17 protein-coding genes are annotated in these 17314 nt (G+C 61.7%); 6 read left to right on the top strand and 11 right to left on the bottom strand.

What is annotated here, in order from left to right; genetic code table 11:
- Window positions 1-54: 54 nt before the first annotated feature.
- The 7 genes from FGZ14_RS15870 to FGZ14_RS15840 all read right to left on the bottom strand — a co-directional run bounded on the left by FGZ14_RS15870 (window position 55) and on the right by FGZ14_RS15840 (window position 4845).
- A complete protein-coding gene (locus FGZ14_RS15870) occupies window positions 55-786 on the bottom strand; it encodes a ZIP family metal transporter (protein WP_139925185.1) in 732 nt (243 codons plus the stop codon).
- A 198-nt stretch (window positions 787-984) separates the two neighbouring features.
- On the bottom strand, window positions 985-1728 hold the full coding sequence (locus FGZ14_RS15865; protein WP_139925184.1) for a cyclopropane-fatty-acyl-phospholipid synthase family protein: 744 nt from the start codon (window positions 1726-1728) through the stop codon (window positions 985-987).
- Window positions 1729-1854: 126 nt separating this feature from the next.
- The gene (locus FGZ14_RS15860; protein WP_139925183.1) at window positions 1855-2127 is read right to left on the bottom strand and encodes a heavy metal-binding domain-containing protein; all 273 of its coding nucleotides are present in this window, start codon (window positions 2125-2127) and stop codon (window positions 1855-1857) included.
- A 10-nt stretch (window positions 2128-2137) separates the two neighbouring features.
- Window positions 2138-2518 (bottom strand): hypothetical protein, encoded by a 381-nt coding sequence (locus FGZ14_RS15855; protein ID WP_139925182.1) that lies wholly within the window; start codon window positions 2516-2518, stop codon window positions 2138-2140.
- A gap of 67 nt (window positions 2519-2585) precedes the next feature.
- On the bottom strand, window positions 2586-3206 hold the full coding sequence (locus tag FGZ14_RS15850) for a hypothetical protein (protein ID WP_139925181.1): 621 nt from the start codon (window positions 3204-3206) through the stop codon (window positions 2586-2588).
- Between the two features lie 88 nt (window positions 3207-3294).
- Complete coding sequence (gene nadC, locus FGZ14_RS15845; protein WP_139925180.1) at window positions 3295-4155, bottom strand: carboxylating nicotinate-nucleotide diphosphorylase; 861 nt, start codon at window positions 4153-4155, stop codon at window positions 3295-3297.
- A 288-nt stretch (window positions 4156-4443) separates the two neighbouring features.
- Complete coding sequence (locus FGZ14_RS15840; protein WP_139925179.1) at window positions 4444-4845, bottom strand: DUF4783 domain-containing protein; 402 nt, start codon at window positions 4843-4845, stop codon at window positions 4444-4446.
- Window positions 4846-4989: 144 nt separating this feature from the next.
- On the opposite strand from FGZ14_RS15840, the gene gpmI reads away from it, so the two are divergent.
- Together gpmI and FGZ14_RS15830 are read left to right on the top strand one after the other, a co-directional pair.
- Window positions 4990-6537 (top strand): 2,3-bisphosphoglycerate-independent phosphoglycerate mutase, encoded by a 1548-nt coding sequence (gpmI, locus tag FGZ14_RS15835; protein ID WP_139925178.1) that lies wholly within the window; start codon window positions 4990-4992, stop codon window positions 6535-6537.
- The gene (locus FGZ14_RS15830) at window positions 6530-7108 is read left to right on the top strand and encodes a hypothetical protein (protein WP_139925177.1); all 579 of its coding nucleotides are present in this window, start codon (window positions 6530-6532) and stop codon (window positions 7106-7108) included. Before gpmI ends, FGZ14_RS15830 begins: the two co-directional genes overlap by 8 nt.
- Window positions 7109-7315: 207 nt before the next feature.
- Here the strand turns inward: FGZ14_RS15830 and FGZ14_RS15825 are convergent, their stop codons facing one another.
- The 4 genes from FGZ14_RS15825 to prfA all read right to left on the bottom strand — a co-directional run bounded on the left by FGZ14_RS15825 (window position 7316) and on the right by prfA (window position 11169).
- Window positions 7316-7891, bottom strand: coding sequence for a hypothetical protein (locus FGZ14_RS15825; protein WP_139925176.1), 576 nt, complete (start codon window positions 7889-7891; stop codon window positions 7316-7318).
- 98 nt (window positions 7892-7989) lie between these two features.
- A complete protein-coding gene (locus FGZ14_RS15820; protein WP_139925175.1) occupies window positions 7990-8412 on the bottom strand; it encodes a secondary thiamine-phosphate synthase enzyme YjbQ in 423 nt (140 codons plus the stop codon).
- A gap of 15 nt (window positions 8413-8427) precedes the next feature.
- Entirely contained in the window at window positions 8428-9954 is a 1527-nt protein-coding gene (locus tag FGZ14_RS15815) for a hypothetical protein (protein ID WP_139925174.1), read from the bottom strand.
- 144 nt (window positions 9955-10098) lie between these two features.
- Window positions 10099-11169, bottom strand: coding sequence for a peptide chain release factor 1 (gene prfA / locus FGZ14_RS15810; protein ID WP_139925173.1), 1071 nt, complete (start codon window positions 11167-11169; stop codon window positions 10099-10101).
- Between the two features lie 327 nt (window positions 11170-11496).
- Here prfA and thrA point away from each other — a divergent pair, with 327 nt between their 5' ends.
- The 4 genes from thrA (at window position 11497) to FGZ14_RS15790 (ending at window position 17289) form a co-directional block, all read left to right on the top strand.
- Window positions 11497-14025, top strand: coding sequence for a bifunctional aspartate kinase/homoserine dehydrogenase I (thrA, locus tag FGZ14_RS15805; RefSeq protein WP_257883249.1), 2529 nt, complete (start codon window positions 11497-11499; stop codon window positions 14023-14025).
- A gap of 99 nt (window positions 14026-14124) precedes the next feature.
- Complete coding sequence (locus tag FGZ14_RS15800; protein ID WP_139925172.1) at window positions 14125-15087, top strand: homoserine kinase; 963 nt, start codon at window positions 14125-14127, stop codon at window positions 15085-15087.
- A gap of 88 nt (window positions 15088-15175) precedes the next feature.
- A complete protein-coding gene (gene thrC, locus FGZ14_RS15795) occupies window positions 15176-16480 on the top strand; it encodes a threonine synthase (protein ID WP_139925171.1) in 1305 nt (434 codons plus the stop codon).
- 131 nt (window positions 16481-16611) lie between these two features.
- Window positions 16612-17289, top strand: coding sequence for a DUF3365 domain-containing protein (locus FGZ14_RS15790; protein WP_139925170.1), 678 nt, complete (start codon window positions 16612-16614; stop codon window positions 17287-17289).
- The last annotated feature ends 25 nt before the right edge of the window (window positions 17290-17314 follow it).

Genomic DNA, 17314 nt, shown 5'->3' with positions numbered 1-17314 from the left:
ACTCAGGCTACCGCCAGCGCCCACACCGGCCGGACGGCGCCTGTACCAGCGACCCTACCCCACATCTACCAGCAAAGCCAGTAGCAGACCAGCCAGGGTGGCCAGCAGCTTACGCAGGTTCAGGCTGTGGTCGGGGCTGGTTTCAAACAGAATGGTGGTAGAAACGTGCAGAAAATTGCCGGCCACCAGTCCCAGCAAGGCCGCGTACAGGCCGCCTGTCAGCAGCTGCTCCAACACCACAAAGTTGCTAACCACAATACCGGCTGGCCCAGCCACGGCAAACAGCAGCAGGTAGGGTAAGGCCCGCCGAAACGAGCTGAGGCGCAGCAGCAGGGCCGCCATCAGGGCGAAGGCCGCCGGAATGTGGTGCAGGGCCACACCCGCCAGAATAGCGTAGAAATTCTGGCTGATATCACCGGCGGCAGGAGTTTTTACCAGAATGCTACCCTCCAGAAACGAGTGCAGCACAAGTGAGAACAGCAGCAGAAATGGCACCCGCCCGGCATGCTCCGTGTGGTGATGTACGTGCCCGTGCTCCACACCCTGCGAAAACACTTCCAACAGCATCTGCCCGAAAAAACCAGCCAGCACAAAGTAGCCAACCCGGTGTCCGGGCAGCATCTGCAGGGCCTCCGGCAACAGGTGCGTTACAGTGAGAGTAAAGAGGTAGGCGCCGCTGAACGCGAGCAAGGGCTTCATCCAGGTGGTGCGGGCCGTTGGGACCAGCCGGGTGAGCCACCCGGCCCCCAGTACAGTCAAGAACAACGCAAAAACGGCAAACCACATAGGAAGTGAGGAAGGGAAAGGTAGGAGGTAATGCGGGGGGTAGGGTGCGAAGGCGACCAGTGGGAGGTAAGACAGCGGGGTTTAACAAGGCAAACAGTAAGTAGGATTTGACGAACGGGCCATACCAGGCTGCTCCCCTCACCTCCTATGCCCGTTACCACCTATTTTTCAGGACTTTGCCTCATTACTACCACTGCCTCACTTTTTCAGCACAAAAATCATCCGGGGGCTGCTCTCCGGCTCGAAAGGACCAAGCTGGTAGTCGCCCCAAACGGTCATCAGGCGCAGGCCGGCTATCTGGAAATACTCCTCAAACTGCTCCTGGCTCAGGGCCCGCACCCGCTCCTCGAAGTACTGCTCCTGCTGCTCATCGTCGCGGAAACGGATTTCTTTGACAATGAACCCGTTCTGAAAGTGGCGGTAGAGCTGAAACGTGGTGTGGTCTATCTGCTTGGTTTCGTGGGCTACCAGCTCGCGCAGGGTTAGCCGGGTATTCATAAAATCGATGATCAGCTTGCCGCCGGGGCGCAGTGCGGCCGCCGCATTGCGCAGGGCCACCACGTTATCGGTTTCCTGCTCAAAGTAGCCGAAGCTGGTAAACAGATTCAGAACCAGATCAAACGAGCCCGTGGGCAGCGGCTCACGCATGTCGTGCTCATAGAAGTGCAGGTGCTCGTGGGCAAACTGTCGGGCGTAGCGGATGCTTTCCGCCGATAGATCAACGCCGGTTACGTCGTAGCCCTGCTCACTCAGGTACAAGGCATGGCGGCCCTTGCCGCAGGCCAGGTCCAGCAGCCGCGCTCCGGGCCGGGGGCGCACATGCCGCAGCAGCTGCCCCAGAAAGGCCCGGGCTTCCTCATGATTCCGCTCCCGGTACAGCCGATGATAGTATGGTGAATCAAACCAGGTACTAAACCATTCTGTGGGCGGAGCGGAAGGCATGGGCAGTAAGCAACAGGATATCATGAAAAAAGGGCGTCTTCACGCCCCTTCCTCAGTTTTTAGAAAACAGACACGGGAGGCCACATCTGCAACATGGCTGCAAATATGGCCTCCCGGTTACTTAAATCAAAGTGCTTGGGCTGGCTTTGCGGCCGGATTGGCCTCCAGATCCATCTCGCACACCGGGCATTTGCCGGGTTTGTCGCTGGCGCTACCCTCGCAGCCCATAGGGCAAATGTAAGCCGCCGTAGCAACCGGTGCAGCCGTGCTGTCGGCGGGGGCCGTAGTGGCAGCGGCACCGGCCGCACCCTGCTCCGCGGGTTTCGACTGGCAGCTGCCCAAGGCTAGACCGCTCAACAGCAGCGCGGCCGCTACCCCTGATTTCCAGAAAGATTTCATGCGCGTCAGGCTATTGCTTCGGGGCGGGCTCAGCCGTTTCGGCCTTCTGGTCGCTGTTGGCTTTTTTGTCGCTCTCGATGGCGGTGGAGTTGCTGGTGTGGGATGCATCCTTAGCATCAGCAGTCCGAACCTGCTCGGCATTTACCCGGTCACGCTGGTTGGTTTCGTCCAGGGTTACCTCCGAGCTAACGGGGCGCTCAATAGCGCCGCCCTTCGACTGGTCGGCGGCGGCCGAAGTGTTCTGATCGAAGTTGTCGGAGGAGCGGCTGCCCGGCTCTACCATATCTACCGACACTTTTTTGTCGGGGCGCCAATCTGACGGTTCGCTGCTGCATGCGTTCAGGGTCAGCGTAGCCAAGGCCAGAGCGGAAAGTACGAGTTGCTTGCTCATGAGAAGGGAAAAAGAAATCGGTAAGAAGTAATGACGAAAAAACGGCGCGCTAAGTTGACCGCGGGCGTTAGGCGGCGGCTGGCCCGCCACCGGGCAGCAGGTTCTTACGACGCAGCATGGCATCAAACAGCTTCTGGTCGTTGGGCGAGTTAAAGATGCGGTCCGGTACCTGCAGAAAAATGGGAGTATCGAAGTTTTTAGCCATCCACAAGCGCCAGCCTTTCAGCTCCTGCGGCAGCTCCGGGGCCCGCAGGGAAAGCAGGTAGCCATCGGCCTCCCGCTTTACGTCGCCGATCATATCCCAGGTCAGGCGCATACCTTCCTTCTCGTTGCGGCGCAGCACAATCTGCTTGTTATCAAACTCGTAGCCCAGTTTCTCAAACAGGGGTCTGGTTTGCTCTACCTGGGTAACCCCGGTTACCTGGGCCGAGCGAAACAGCACGTAGAGCAGCGTGAGCAGCAGGGCCGCGGCCAGCCACCACCACGAGGGCCATATCAGGGCCGGCAGCAAGCCAAGCGCAAACGGAATGAGGGCGTACCACCACTCCTTGCGCCACACCCGGCCCATGGCCAGCTTAGTGTAGGTATCGGTATCGAGCTGGTGCTTTTTGGTGCGGATAGCCAGCGGCGAGGCGCCTTGCTGCTGCTGTTGCTGCCGGTAGCCGCCGCGTTGATTAGGAAGTTGCATTGGTAGTTGAGTTGTCGGTTGTCAGTTGCCGATTGCCGGTTGCCATTGAAACAGTACTGACAACTGGCAACCCGCAACTGACAACTCATTAAAACGCTTTCAGGCTCATATCGAGGCTGCGGATGGAGTGGGTCAGGGCCCCAACCGAGATGTAGTCAACGCCGGTGGCGGCTACCTCGGCAATGGTTTCCTCGGTGATGCCGCCGCTGGCTTCCAGGGGGTAGCGGCCGGCTACCAGAGCCACTGCCTCACGTAGCTGAGCGGGCGCCATGTTATCGAGCATGATCCGGTCGATGCCGCCGGCCTCCAGTGCCTGCTGTACTTCGGCCAGACTGCGGGTTTCTATTTCGATAGGCAGTTGACGGCCGGTGCGGGCCAAATAGGCCCGGGAGGCTTCAATGGCTTCGCGCACGCCGCCGGCATAATCCACATGGTTGTCCTTGAGGATAATCATGTCGAACAGGCCGTAGCGGTGGTTGACTCCGCCCCCAATCAGTACCGCCCACTTTTCGCACAGCCGGAAGTTGGGGGTAGTCTTGCGGGTATCGAGCAGGCGGGCGCGGGTGCCGGCCAGCAGACTGGTCAGGTGAGCCGTGCGGGTAGCAATACCGCTCATGCGCTGCATGCAGTTGAGCACCAGCCGCTCAGCGGTCAGTATGCTCTGGGCGCGGCCCTCCACAATCAGGGCAACGTCGCCGTGTTTTACGCGGGCGCCATCCTGCAACCGTACCTCTACCCTCAGGTCGGCATCTACCGCCCGGAAGATGTGCTGAGCCAGCTCAACGCCAGCCAGTACGCCCTCATCCTTGATAAGCAAGTGGGCACGGTTGCGGGCCTCGGCCGGAATAGCCGACAGAGCCGAATGGTCGCCGTCGCCGACGTCTTCGGCCAGCGCCGTGCGGATAAACGAGGATAGGGCTTCCGGGGTGAGGTAGGGGGGCGTTTGCACGGAGCAAAAATAGTCAAAAATGCCCCTACTTACCCACTTATCGTTTGGGGGCCCGCCCTGCTTGCCCTGGCCTGGCGCGCGAAGCCCGCCTGGCTGGTTGGTACGGGCTTACGTTTGGGGTAGCAATGGGGGTAGGGACAGGCGTTTCTGGCGGCGCGAACGGAACGGGTGTTAGTCGTAAAACTCTTTAGCCGGGCTCCGCACGCCAGGCCAGATCGAGTGAGACGGAGCAAAAAAAAGCGCCGCGAAGAAGCTTCGCGGCGCTGGGAGAGACTAAAAGGTGAGAAGCTAGTTCTCTTTGGTGAAGTCGATGGTGGCAATTTTAAGGCTGCCCCCCGCCGCTTTCATTTTCACGAACATGCGGTAGGCGCCGTCTTTGCCCGTGTACTTGCCCACGGCATAGGGCGTACCCTCGTTGCTGCCGCCGTAGTGAATAAAGTCAAAAGAAGCCGGCGAGTGCTTGGCGAAGAAGTCCTTCATCACAAACTCTGCCTGGGTGGCGCTGTAGCTTTGCTTGTCTCCATCAAAGCTCAGCTCCACGGTAGGGGCAAAGAACTGGGCCAGGTCGCGCGAGGAGGAACTGCGAATGGCGTTGCGCACAGGGCCAAATGACTCATTCTGCGCCAGGGCTCCCACCGATAGCAACAGGCCCCACACCAGGGCGAAGGCCAGAAAAAAGTTGCGTTTCATGTTAGTGTATAGAGTACGTCATGCTGCGTGCGAAAACTATGCCAACCCTACCCAGGCCGGTATTTGACTGCTTACCCGGGAGGCGAGACTGCCAAGTTAGGGAAAATGCGGGCGTTTTGGCCCTTCTGGCCTATCTTTGCGACCATGAACAAACAGGTATTGTTGGTGATTCTGGACGGCTGGGGCCTGGCGCAGAATAAGGAAGTATCGGCTATTGATCAGGCGCGTACGCCCTTCGTCGATTCACTGTTTCAGCGCTTTCCGCACAGTCGCCTGCAGGCCTCCGGGGAGGCCGTGGGGTTGCCCGACGGGCAGATGGGAAACTCCGAGGTAGGCCACATGAACATCGGGGCCGGCCGGGTAGTCTATCAGGACCTGGTGCGCATCAACAAGGCCATCCGGGAGCGGAAGCTGGGCAACATGCCCGCCCTGGTGAAGGCCTTCGAGTATGCCCGCCTCAACAACAAACCGGTGCACCTGATGGGCCTGCTCTCCGATGGCGGGGTCCACTCCCACCTGGAGCACCTGAAAGCCTTGTGCACGCTGGCGCACGACGCTGACATTCACAACGTATTCATCCATGCCTTCACGGATGGCCGCGACACCGACCCCAAGGGTGGCGTTAGCTATGTGAACGACCTGGAGCAGCACCTGCAGCGCGGGGCCAGCGGCAAAATCGCCTCCATTGTGGGCCGCTACTACGCCATGGACCGCGACAACCGCTGGGAACGGGTGAAAGTAGCCTACGACCTGCTGGTGAACGGCAAGGGCACCCCCTCCCAGAACCTGATCCAGAGCATGCAGGACTCCTACAAAGAGGGGGTAACCGACGAGTTCCTGAAGCCCATTGTGAAAGTGGGTGCCGATGGGCAGCCGCTGGCCACTATCAAGGAGGGCGACGTGGTGCTGTGCTTTAACTTCCGCACCGACCGGGGCCGGGAAATTACGCAGGCCCTGACCCAGCAGGATTTCCACGCTTTCGAGATGCGCCGGCTGAGCCTGCACTACCTCACCATGACCAACTACGACGCCACATTTACCGGCGTCACGCCCATCTTCGAGAAGGATAACCTGGAAGAAACCCTGGGCGAAGTGCTGGCCGCCAACCATAAAACTCAGATCCGGATTGCCGAGACGGAGAAGTACCCGCACGTTACCTTCTTCTTTTCGGGGGGCCGCGAGGTAGAGTTTGAAGGGGAAAAGCGCATCATGCGGGCCTCACCCAAAGTGGCTACCTACGATTTGCAGCCCGAGATGAGCGCCTATGAGCTACGCGACGCCTTGGTACCGGAACTACAGGCCAAATCGGCTGATTTTGTGGTGCTCAACTTTGCCAACACCGACATGGTGGGCCATACCGGCGTGTTTGCTGCCGCCGTGAAAGCAGCCGAGGCCGTGGACGAGTGCGCCCGGGGTGTAGTGGAAGCCGCTCTGGCCTCGGACTATGCCTGCATCATCATTGCCGACCACGGCAACGCCGACATGATGATTAACCCCGACGGCACACCCAACACGGCGCATACCACCAACCTGGTGCCCTGCATTCTGGCCTCCAACGACTTCCGCGGGACGCTGGCCGATGGCAAGCTGGGCGACATTGCCCCAACCGTGCTGCAGCTGATGGGCCTGCCCCAGCCGGAGGTAATGGGCGGCCAGAGCCTGCTGCGCCCCGAAACCACGCCGAATGCGTAGCTTCTTCTGGCTGGCGGGCACGGTAGCCATCCTCTCGGCCTGTGAGCCCGGCGAGGATGCTACCGTGCGCCCCAATCCCGCCAACCGAAAACCAGAGTATTTCAACTTACTGAGCTTCCTGGAAAAGCAGGAAGCTTTGCTGAACCAGCAGAAGCCCGCCATAGAAAAGCAGGTAGTCCTCCGCGACGGTCATCAGGAAACCACCCGCGTTGCCCAAACCGACTGGACCAAGGAGCTGCAGATTTTTCAGCAGGCCGACATCAATAAGCCAGCTCTGCGCGGCCTGTATCAGACTGATTCCGCTACTACCCCCGGCGGGCTGGTCCAACGTCGCTACCGGCGGCTGCCAGGCACCGAGCACCCGGTGGAGCAGCTCACGGTGCTAAGCCAGGGCGGGGTGGTGCAGTCGGTAACCGCCACCGTAGCTCAGGACAACCCGCTGGTGTATTCGGCCAAAACCTTAACGCTACGCTGCCAGAATGGGCAAATCAGCAGCTACCAAGTGAGCGGTGTGCAGAAACTGGTGTTATTCGATTCGGTGCGGTACGCGGTTCGGGCACGGGTGTTGTAAAGCCTGAGCTTTGTAAGCCAGTGGACTGATTTTCATTGCGCTGCCTACATGGTAGCAGCCTCGCTCTGCTTTTTGCTTCGGGAAAAGCTTATCCGGAGTTCCTGGCTGGAGTTGGTCATTCTGAACCGCTTGTTTGGCGATACGCTGTACATGTTAGGGGAGCACTGTTTTGAACGCGGTGCTGCCATAACAGTACAGTTACACGCGCTATTCCAGGTAAGGCTCCACGCGCACGGCGCGCAGCCGCCCGCCCTGGTATATCACCGAAACGTAGTTGGTTCGCTCCGTATCGCCAATCCGGACCCTATCGGTGGCAGTAGCGGCGGCGCGGCAGGCTGGCTCCAGGCGGGTGCGCAGGCGACGGCCGTAGGCAGGCTGGAAGTTGGTAATGGTGGCGTTACGGAGCAGGTCTTTGTCCGGGGTCCGGTAGAACTCGAACACGTTGCCCGAATGCCGCACCAGCAGAATGGTGTCAATCTGCCCGGCCTCGTACAGATTCTTAAACGGGCGGCGGGCCGCTACCCGGCCGCCGGCCCGCAGTAGTTCCCGCACCGTGGGCTCTTCCCCAAATGGCTGACCAGCCAGGGAATCGATGGTCAGGCGGGCTACCGGAGCAGGCACGGGCGCGGCCGTCCGAACCGCCCGCGGCCGCTGCTGCGCGGCCACCTTGCGAGGCGGCTCCTCACTACCGCTCGCCTCCACGGAGCCAGCAGCCAGCAGTACCACATACACAGAGGTAGCGGAAACAACTTTAGCGGCGGCTATAAGCGGGGCGGCAAGCATAATCAGGAGGCTTTCTGCCCTATACGCAAACTATTGTCTGCCGGTACGGTTACGGAGCCCTATTCTCTTCGATTTATGGCAGTTGCCGCGCCCGCGGGCTAGCGGCCCATTAGGGTAGCTACCACCCAGCGGCGGCCGCCGTGGTTACGGTGCTCGCCCAGGTAAATGCCCTGCCAGGTGCCGAGGGCCAGCGCGCCGTTGCTGATGGGCACGCTCACGGCGTGGCCCAGCAGACTGGCCTTAAGGTGGGCGGGCATATCGTCGGGGCCTTCCAGGGTGTGGCGGAAGTAGGGCGCGTTTTCAGGCACCGTACGGTTGAAAAACTGCTCGAAGTCGTGGCGCACGGTGGGGTCAGCGTTTTCGTTGATGCTGAGGCTGGCCGAGGTGTGCTGAATAAAGAAATGAGCCGTACCTACCTGCAGCTGCTCTAGCTCGGGCAACTCGGCCACCAGCAAATCGGTAATCAGATGAAAGCCCCGGCTGACGGCCGGCAGGCGCAAACGCTTCTGAATAAACTGCATACGCGGGGCTGCTTACTATGGGTTTTTACGCTCAAAGGCCCCAATATCGGGCGGACTGAGGCGCGGGTGGTTGAGCAGATCAGTCGTGAGGCCCGGCAGGGCTACGGCCTTGTTGCTGGCGGGCGAGAGAGTATCAAGCTGATAGTCGAAGGCTTTGCCGCGGGGGCGGTAGGGCGTACTCCGGAACAGGTAGGTCTGACCTTCCAGGGGGTTGAGGATGTTGCCGTTCCGGGCCTGCCCCAGAGGCCCGGTGTTGTCGTATTTTTTGGTACGCAATACACTGGTGCTGATGCTGATATTGCTGGCATACTGCTCCCCATTCACAAAAGCCAGCTCTTCCCCTTCCCGGCCATTGCCCCACAATATGGAGTTGCGCATGGTCAGGCGCGGGGCAATGGCCGGGCGGGCCTTGCCGTTTACTTCAATGGCATCGGCCAGCAGAAACGTAGGGGTTTGGCGGTTCGCCTGAATAGTGTAGTTGGCAATGGTGCAATACTCAAACTGGTAATTGCCTCCCTGCACACCGAACACGGCGTACTGTTCGCAGTTGGTGATGAGCGTGTTGCGCACCGCAAAATCGCCGGAGAGGCCCAGGATGGCGGCGCCTTCCAGCCCAATGGTCAGGCCCGAGTTAGTGAAGGCCTGCTTGGCGCTGGAGATATTCTGGATGGTTGCGTTTTCGACCGTGACGCTGGGGAAAGGCCGCAGATTGCGCGGATTAATTACCAGCAGCCCAAAGGCGCTGTTCTTGATTTCGGCGAAGCGCACCACGTTGTTGCGGCTGCTGGAGAGAAACCAGACGCCCGCCCACTGGCCCGGGGTGTTGGCGTACTGCTCCTCGCGCCGGTCGCCCTGGAAGCGCACGAAGTTGCGGTTGTCCGGCTTCAGCTCGCCGGTAGGCTGGTAGGTAGGGTTAATCAACAGCTGCCCTCCCACCAGCAGCGCGGCCCCGGCGTGGGCATAAATTCGGGCACCGGGCTCAATAGTCAGGGTTACGGCCGAGTCCACCAGAGCGTAATCGAAGATGACGTGGGGCTTATCGGCCTTCCACAACGTGTTCCGGGTGATTTCGTCCCGGGTGTGGAAGTAGGCGTTCTGCCCGTAGCTCAGAATCTTGACCTGCTGCTCGTTGCCGTTGGTGCGGAAGTGCAGGTCGTCAATCAGCCGGAAGGGCTTCAGGTCGTTGGGGGTAGGGTCGATGGTAGCGCGTACCAGCACCAGCAGGCTGTCCTTCCCCCTGATTTCCACGTCGCGGGCCGTGTTGCCGGCGTCGCCGTTTACCAGCAGGCTGTAGGTAATGCCCGGCTGATTCTGCACGCTGATTTCCGATACGCGCACGGCCCGCGGGTTGCGGTTGTACACCCACAGGCGCTTGCTTACCGTGCCTACCGTCACGAATACCGTATCGAACTTCACGGTATCCAGCGAAAACTCCAGCCGGGCGCTGCCATCATTCGTGACAATATCTTCTTTTGGTTCGCAGCCGGGTAGCAATACCATAGCGGCTGAAAGCAGCAGAAGCAACGGGAGTAGAAAGCGCATAGATAGGATGGATAAACCAGGTGGTCATGCCGAGGCGCAGCCAAAGCATCTCGCGTGCTGCCGTTGTAGTTACTAGTGCAACATCAGCCTGCGAGATGCTTCGGCTGCGCCTCGGCATGACAAACGCTTGATAAAAGCCGCTTATTACGCTACGCCTTCCTTCAGGCGCTCAGCACTTTCGGCAATGCGGAGCTGCTCCACGAAGTCGTCGATGTTGCCATCCATCACGGCGCTCAGGTTGTACACGGTGTAGCCGATGCGGTGGTCGGTTACGCGGCCCTGGGGGTAGTTGTAGGTCCGGATCTTATCGGACCGGTCGCCGCCGCCAATCATGCTCTTGCGGGCAGCGCCTTCGGCTTCGTTTTTCTTGGCCAGCTCGATTTCGTAGAGACGGGAGCGGAGTACCTGCAAGGCCTTATCGAAGTTCTTGAGCTGAGACTTCTGATCCTGGCACTGGGCCACGATGCCGGTGGGAATGTGGGTCAGGCGCACGGCCGAGTAGGTGGTGTTTACCGACTGACCGCCGGGCCCGCTGGACATGAACAGGTCCTTGCGCACCTCGTTCATATCGATTTCCACGTCTAGTTCCTCGGCCTCGGGCATCACCACAATGGAGGCCACGGAGGTGTGGATGCGGCCTTGGGTTTCAGTGGCCGGCACACGCTGCACGCGGTGCACCCCCGATTCAAACTTGAGCTTGCCGTACACGTCCTCGCCCTTCACGGCCAGGATAATTTCCTTGTAGCCGCCCGAAGTGCCCTCAGTGGCGTCAATCAGGTCCATGCGCAGGCCTTGCTTTTCGGCGTAGCGCATGTACATACGCTGCAGGTCGCCGGCAAAAATAGCCGCCTCGTCGCCGCCGGCGCCGGCCCGGATTTCCATGATAACATCCTTGCTATCATTGGGGTCCTTGGGAATCAGCAGCTCCTTGATAACGGCTTCCAGGCGCTCCTGCTCGGGGTAGAGGGCTTCCAGCTCGTCCTTGGCCATCTGACGAAACTCTTCGTCCTTTTCCGTGGCAATAACTTCCTTGGCGCTGTCGATGTTGGCCAGCACGTTCTGGTAGGCCTTATACTCGGTTACGATCTTGCCGAGGTCCTTATATTCTTTGTTGAGGGCCTTGAAGCGTTTCATGTCGCTCATGGCTTCGGGTTGGGTAAGCTGTTCGCTCACGTCCTCAAAGCGCCGTTGAATGGCCTCCAGTTTATCTAGCATCTTGCCTTCAGAAAATGTATGGGGAGTGCAAAGGTACGGAAACGAAGCTGACCATATATACGCCCGCAGCAGTAGCGCAGAAAGCAGCCTGCGTCTTGTTTCGACCGGAACCGCACCTTGCCGTCGGAATGGTAAATTATTCTGGCTTAAACGATTGGCCGTAGCAAAAAATTCCTACTTTGGGGCCAGCAATCCGCACGTATGGCCTCCTTCCGAGCCCTTTCTGTTTCACCCCGCTCCCTGATGGCCGGCCTGGCCACCTCAGCAGGAACTACCGTGACAACAACCCGCTAAGCGGGCTGCGGAACTCCTTACTCTCTTCTTTCCATGCAGCCCGCCTCGCCGGTCAGCTCCCAGAGCTACCGGACCGACGCGGGCCTTTTCTTGTTCCTTCTGACCCAACGACATACTATGCAGGTATTGAAATTTGGAGGCTCCTCCGTGGCCTCGGCCCCCAACATCAGCCGCGTATTGGAGCTGGCCGAGGCCGCCGCCCGGCAGCAGCCCACCGTGGTAATCGTATCGGCGCTGGGTGGGGTAACAGATGCGCTGATCAGGGCCGGCCGCCTCGCCGCGGCCGCCGATGCTGGCTACCGGGAGCAGCTGCAGGAGCTGGAGCAGCGCCACCTGGCGGTAGTGCGGGAGTTGCTACCCCTTGCCGGGCAGAGCGGCGTGCTGAGCTTCGTGAAAACCTACTGCAATGAGCTGGAAAGCCTTTGCCAAGGCGTATTCGCCCTGGGAGAGCTGTCGGCGCGCACCCTCGACCGGCTGGTGAGCTACGGGGAGCTACTATCCTCGGGGGTGGTAGCGGCCGGCCTAGCGGCCCGGGGCACGGCCCACCAGTGGCTCGACAGCCGCCAGCTGATCCGGACTGATGCGCACTACGGGCACGCCACCGTGGACTTTGCCACCACCAACGCCCAGATACAAGCTGCCGTAAGCGGGGCCGAGGGGACGCTGTACGTAGCGCCGGGCTTCGTGGCCGCGGCCCCAGATGGCAGCACCACTACCCTGGGCCGCGGGGGCTCCGACTACACGGCCGCCATTTTTGCCGGGGCGCTGGGGGCCAGTCGGCTGGAAATTTGGACGGATGTAAGTGGGATGATGACGGCCGACCCGCGCCTGGTGCGCGCCGCGCGCCCCATTCCGCGCATCAGTTACCAGGAGGCCATGGAACTGTCGCACTTTGGGGCCAAGGTGCTGTATCCGCCCACCATTCAACCGGTTATGCAGCGGGGTATTCCGCTCTGGATCAAGAATACGTTTGCCCCCGAAGACGCCGGGACGCTGGTGGAGGTAGCCGCGCCGGCCAGTCCGGCCATCGTGCGGGGCCTTTCCAGCATCGGGCCGGTGGCCTTGCTGCGGTTGGAGGGCAGCGGCATGGTAGGCATTCCGGGCTTCTCGCGGCGGCTGTTCGCGGCCCTGGCTCAGGAGCAGATCAACGTGATTCTCATTACCCAAAGCTCCTCGGAGCACTCCATTTCCGTGGCCGTACGCGCCGCCGACGCCCCCCGAGCCCGACAGGCCGCCGACGCGGAGTTTGCCCCGGAAATAGGGGTAGGCCGCCTGGACCCGCTCTATTGCGAAGATGAGCTGGCCATCGTGGCCCTGGTAGGCGAGCAAATGAAAAACCACCCCGGCATCAGTGGCCGCCTGTTCGGGGCGCTGGGGCAGAATGGGGTCAACATTCGGGCCATTGCCCAGGGCTCCTCGGAGAAAAACATTTCCACGGTTATCCGGCAGCACGACGTGCGCAAGGCCATCAACGTGCTCCACGAAACCTTCTTTGAGGCCACCACCCGGCAGGTGAACGTGGTTATTGCGGGCACGGGCAACGTAGGCGGCAAGCTGCTGGAGCAGCTGGCCCGGCAGCAGCCCTGGCTGCGCGAAAAGCTGCGCCTGAACCTGCGGGTGGTGGGCCTGGCCAACAGCCGGCAGTTTGTGCTCGATGAGGAAGGCCTGGACCTCACGAGCTGGCAACCGGCCCTGGCCGCCGGGCAACCTCTTAACCTGCCGGTCCTGACGGAGCAGCTTCTGGCCCTGAACCTACGCAATACCGTGTTCGTGGACGTGACGGCCAGTGCCGACGTGGCCCAGGTATATGCCGGGCTGCTGGCCCGCAGCGTAGCCGTAGTGGCCTGCAACAAGGTGGCGGCCTCATCGGAATACGAAAACTACGCCCGCCTTAAGGCACTGGCCCAGGAGTTCAATACGCACTTTCTGTTTGAAACCAACGTGGGCGCGGGCCTGCCCGTCATCGGGACCCTGGGCGACCTGCTGCGCAGCGGCGACGAGGTACAGCGCCTGGAAGCCGTGCTGTCGGGCACCCTGAACTTTGTGTTCAATAACTACGATGGGTCGCGGCCGTTTGCGGAGGTAGTGCGCCAGGCCCAGGCCGAAGGCTACACCGAGCCCGACCCCCGCCTCGACCTGACCGGCGTGGACGTGGCCCGCAAGATTCTGATTCTGGCCCGCGAAGCCGGCTATCCACTGGAAATGAGTGAGGTAAACAACCAGCCCTTCTTACCTGCTGCCTGCCTGGAAGGCGACGTGCCTGCTTTCTATGAGCAGCTGGCCCTGCACGAGCCCCATTTTCGGGCCCTGTACGATGCCGCGGCGGCCCGAGGCGAGAAGCTGCGGTTTGTGGCCAGCCTCACCGATGGCCGGGCCCGGGTGGGCCTGCAGGCCCTACCCCCCTCCCACGACCTATACTCCCTGCAAGGCAAAGACAACGCCGTGCTGTTCTATACCAACCGCTACACGGAGCAGCCGCTCGTTATTAAAGGAGCCGGTGCGGGAGCCGAGGTAACGGCCTCCGGCGTGTTTGCCGACGTGCTGCGGGCCGTACAGTCCTGAAGCGGCCCGGGTGGCGGCTTGCGCGCCGGCTACGCTTACTGCTTTCCGGGCTGGGGCGCTACCTTGCCCTTCGCCCGCAACCTTCTCTACTTTCCCTGCATGAGTTTTTCTTCCCAACCCGTTACCGTACTAGCGCCCGCCACCGTTGCCAATGTGGTGTGCGGGTTTGATGTGCTGGGTTTTGCCCTGGCCGAGCCCGCCGACGAGATGCAGCTGCGCCTGACCGAGCAACCCGGCGTAGTGATTACGCATGAAGATGACTTCGGCCTGCCCACCGAGCCGGCGCGCAACGTGGCCGGGGCCGCCCTGCTGGCCATGCTGCGGGCCGTACCCGAGGAGGTAGGCGTGGCCATCCACATCCGCAAAACCATTCGGCCGGGCAGCGGCATTGGTAGCAGCGCGGCCAGTGCCGCCGGGGCCGTAGTGGGCCTGAACGCCTTGCTGGGCAACCGCTTCAGCCAACCCGAGCTGGTGCACTACGCCATGTACGGCGAGGAAGTGGCCTCCGGCGCCCGCCATGCCGATAACATTGCACCGGCCATTTACGGCGGCGTCACGCTGATTCGGGCTACCCTGCCTTCCCCCGACGTGGTGCCCCTCGATGCGCCGCCCTTGTTCGTGACGGTGGTGCACCCTCAGATTGAGATAAAAACCGCCGATGCCCGCAGGATTCTGCGGCAGGAAGTACCCCTGCGCGACGCCATCCGGCAGTGGGGCAACGTGGGCGGGCTGGTGGCGGGCCTGCTTCAGCACGATTATGCCCTGATTGGCCGCTCCCTGGAAGACGTAGTGGTAGAGCCCGTGCGCAGCATCCTGATTCCGGGCTTTGCAGAGGTGAAGGACGGCAGCCGGGTGGCCGGGGCCCTGGGCGGAGGCATTTCTGGCTCCGGGCCGGCCCTGTTCATGCTCAGCCAGGATGAGGCCACAGCCCGCGCCGTGGAAAACGTGATGCACGCTACCTATCAGCGCCTCGGCCTCGACTACCATACCTACGTCACGACTATTCACCCCACCGGCTGCCAGGTAAGCAGCGAATCTGCGGCCGGTCCGGAAAGCCGCTAAACCTTCCTTTCGGGTGGCACCACAAAGCGCTCCGGGAAACGCCCTTCGCTGGTTCTGCCGCCAACACGCTCCTTATCTCCTACCCCCCATGCGCTACTACAGCCTTAGCCGCCAGGCTGATACCGTTGATTTCCGGGTCGCTACCGTAGCCGGGCAGGCCCCCGATGGCGGCCTCTACTTTCCGGCCGCTATTCCGTGCTTTACGCCCGGTTTCGTGGGGCAGCTGCCCCATCTGGAGGCGGCCGAGGTAGCCTATACCGTGCTGGCTCCGTACGTTGGCGGCACCATTCCGGAGCCGGAGCTGCGCCGCATTTGCGCGGAGACGGTAAACTTCCCGTTTCCGGTGGTGCCGGTTACCGGCCACATCCGTGCGCTGGAGCTGTTCCATGGGCCAACCCTGGCTTTCAAGGATGTAGGAGCCCGGTTTATGAGTCGGTGCCTGGGCTACTTCTCCCGCCACGAAACCCGGCCCCTAACCGTGCTGGTAGCCACCTCCGGCGACACCGGCGGGGCCGTAGCCAGCGGCTTTCTGGGGGTGCCGGGCGTAGAGGTGGTGGTGCTTTACCCAGCCGGCCGCGTGAGCCCGGTGCAGGAGCAGCAGCTTACGGCCCTGGGCCAGAACATTACGGCACTGGAAGTAAACGGCAACTTCGACGACTGCCAGCGCCTGGTGAAACAGACCTTCCGCGATGAGGCCCTGCGGAGCCGGCGCCACCTCACCTCGGCTAACTCCATTAACGTGGCCCGCTGGCTGCCCCAGCAGGTGTACTACTGCTACGGGGTAGCCCAGGCGCGGGCCACCACGGGCCAGCCGCCGGTAGTGGCCGTGCCCAGCGGCAACTTTGGCAACCTCTGCGCGGGGCTGCTGGCCTACGTCTCGGGGCTGCCGGTAGCGCATTTTATAGCCGCCTGCAATGCCAACGCGGCCGTACCCGCCTACCTCGCCACGGGCCAATACGCCGCCCGGCCCGCCGTGCCTACCCTCTCCAACGCCATGGACGTAGGTGACCCCAGCAACTTCGGGCGCATTCTGGAGCTGTTCCGGCACGACTATCCCATTATCCGGAAGCTGCTGACGGGCTACTCCGTATCGGATGAGGAAACCAGCGCCACCATCCGGCGCGTGCATGCCCAAACTGGCTACCTGCTGGACCCACACGGCGCCGTAGCCTTTTTCGCCCTCGATGACTACCTGCGCCAGCATCCGCAGGCCCAGGGCCTGCTGCTGGAAACGGCCCACCCCGTTAAGTTTCCGGCGGCCGTAGAGTCGGCCATTGGTGAGCCCGTGCCCGTGCCGACCGAGCTGCAGGAGCTTATGCGCCAACCCAAGCGTAGCATTCTTCTGGAGCCGGAGTACGAGGCCCTGCGCGCCTACCTGCTGGAAACAGCGTAGGCAATGCCTACCCCCGCCGGCCGTGTCACCATCTGAGGTTGCGGGCTAAATCATCCGGGGGTATCTTTTGGTTGAATGGGCAGAAGTGCGTCCCTTTGCGCCTGTTCTGCCGACTTTAAAAGCTGCCTCCCATGCGTTTTATCTTTCGCGCTGCCCTGCTGCTGCTACCCCTCTCTGCCTGCAATGCCGATCAGGTAGATCACCTGAGCAATACCAAGGAGCTGGCTATTGAGGCCGAAAACTGGCAGGTAAAGCGCATCATGCCCAAAGACCTGCTCCGCGCTACCCGCTGGGCCGGTGACTCCCTCACCCGCACGGCCGAGCGGGAGCTGCGCCAGGTGCTGGCCGCCCGGTTGCAGGACGGCGGAGTGGCCGCGGCCCTACCCTACTGCCGCCCCTCGGCCCTGCCCGCTACCGATTCTCTGGCCCGGGTGCTGCAGGCCTCGCTTACCTGGGTGAGTGCCCGACCCCGCAACCCTTCCAACCACGCGGCCCTGTCGGCTCCCGACCTTGACCCCGCTGATACCGCGCGCCAGGTAGCCCGGCCCGGCACCGAGGAGTTCACCTACCAGCGCCCGGTGGTGCTTTCCGATGCCCTGTGCCTGCGCTGCCATGGTACGGTAGGCCAGGACATTACGGCCGCCGACTACGCCCTGATTCAGAAGCAGTACCCCCAAGACCAGGCTACCGGCTACCGGCTGGGGCAGAGCATGGGCGTGTGGCGCGCCAGCCTGAAGCGCCCGGGCGTGGCCGAGTTCTATACCATGAAAACCCGCAAGGTTATGAAGAAGCGCAAGCCGCTTTTTTAGCGTAGTTTTCAGCCCTGGCCCGTCC

Origin of the sequence: Hymenobacter sp. DG01, assembly GCF_006352025.1 — a bacterium.
Lineage (GTDB): Bacteria > Bacteroidota > Bacteroidia > Cytophagales > Hymenobacteraceae > Hymenobacter.
This window is presented reverse-complemented; position numbering and strand designations above follow the sequence as displayed.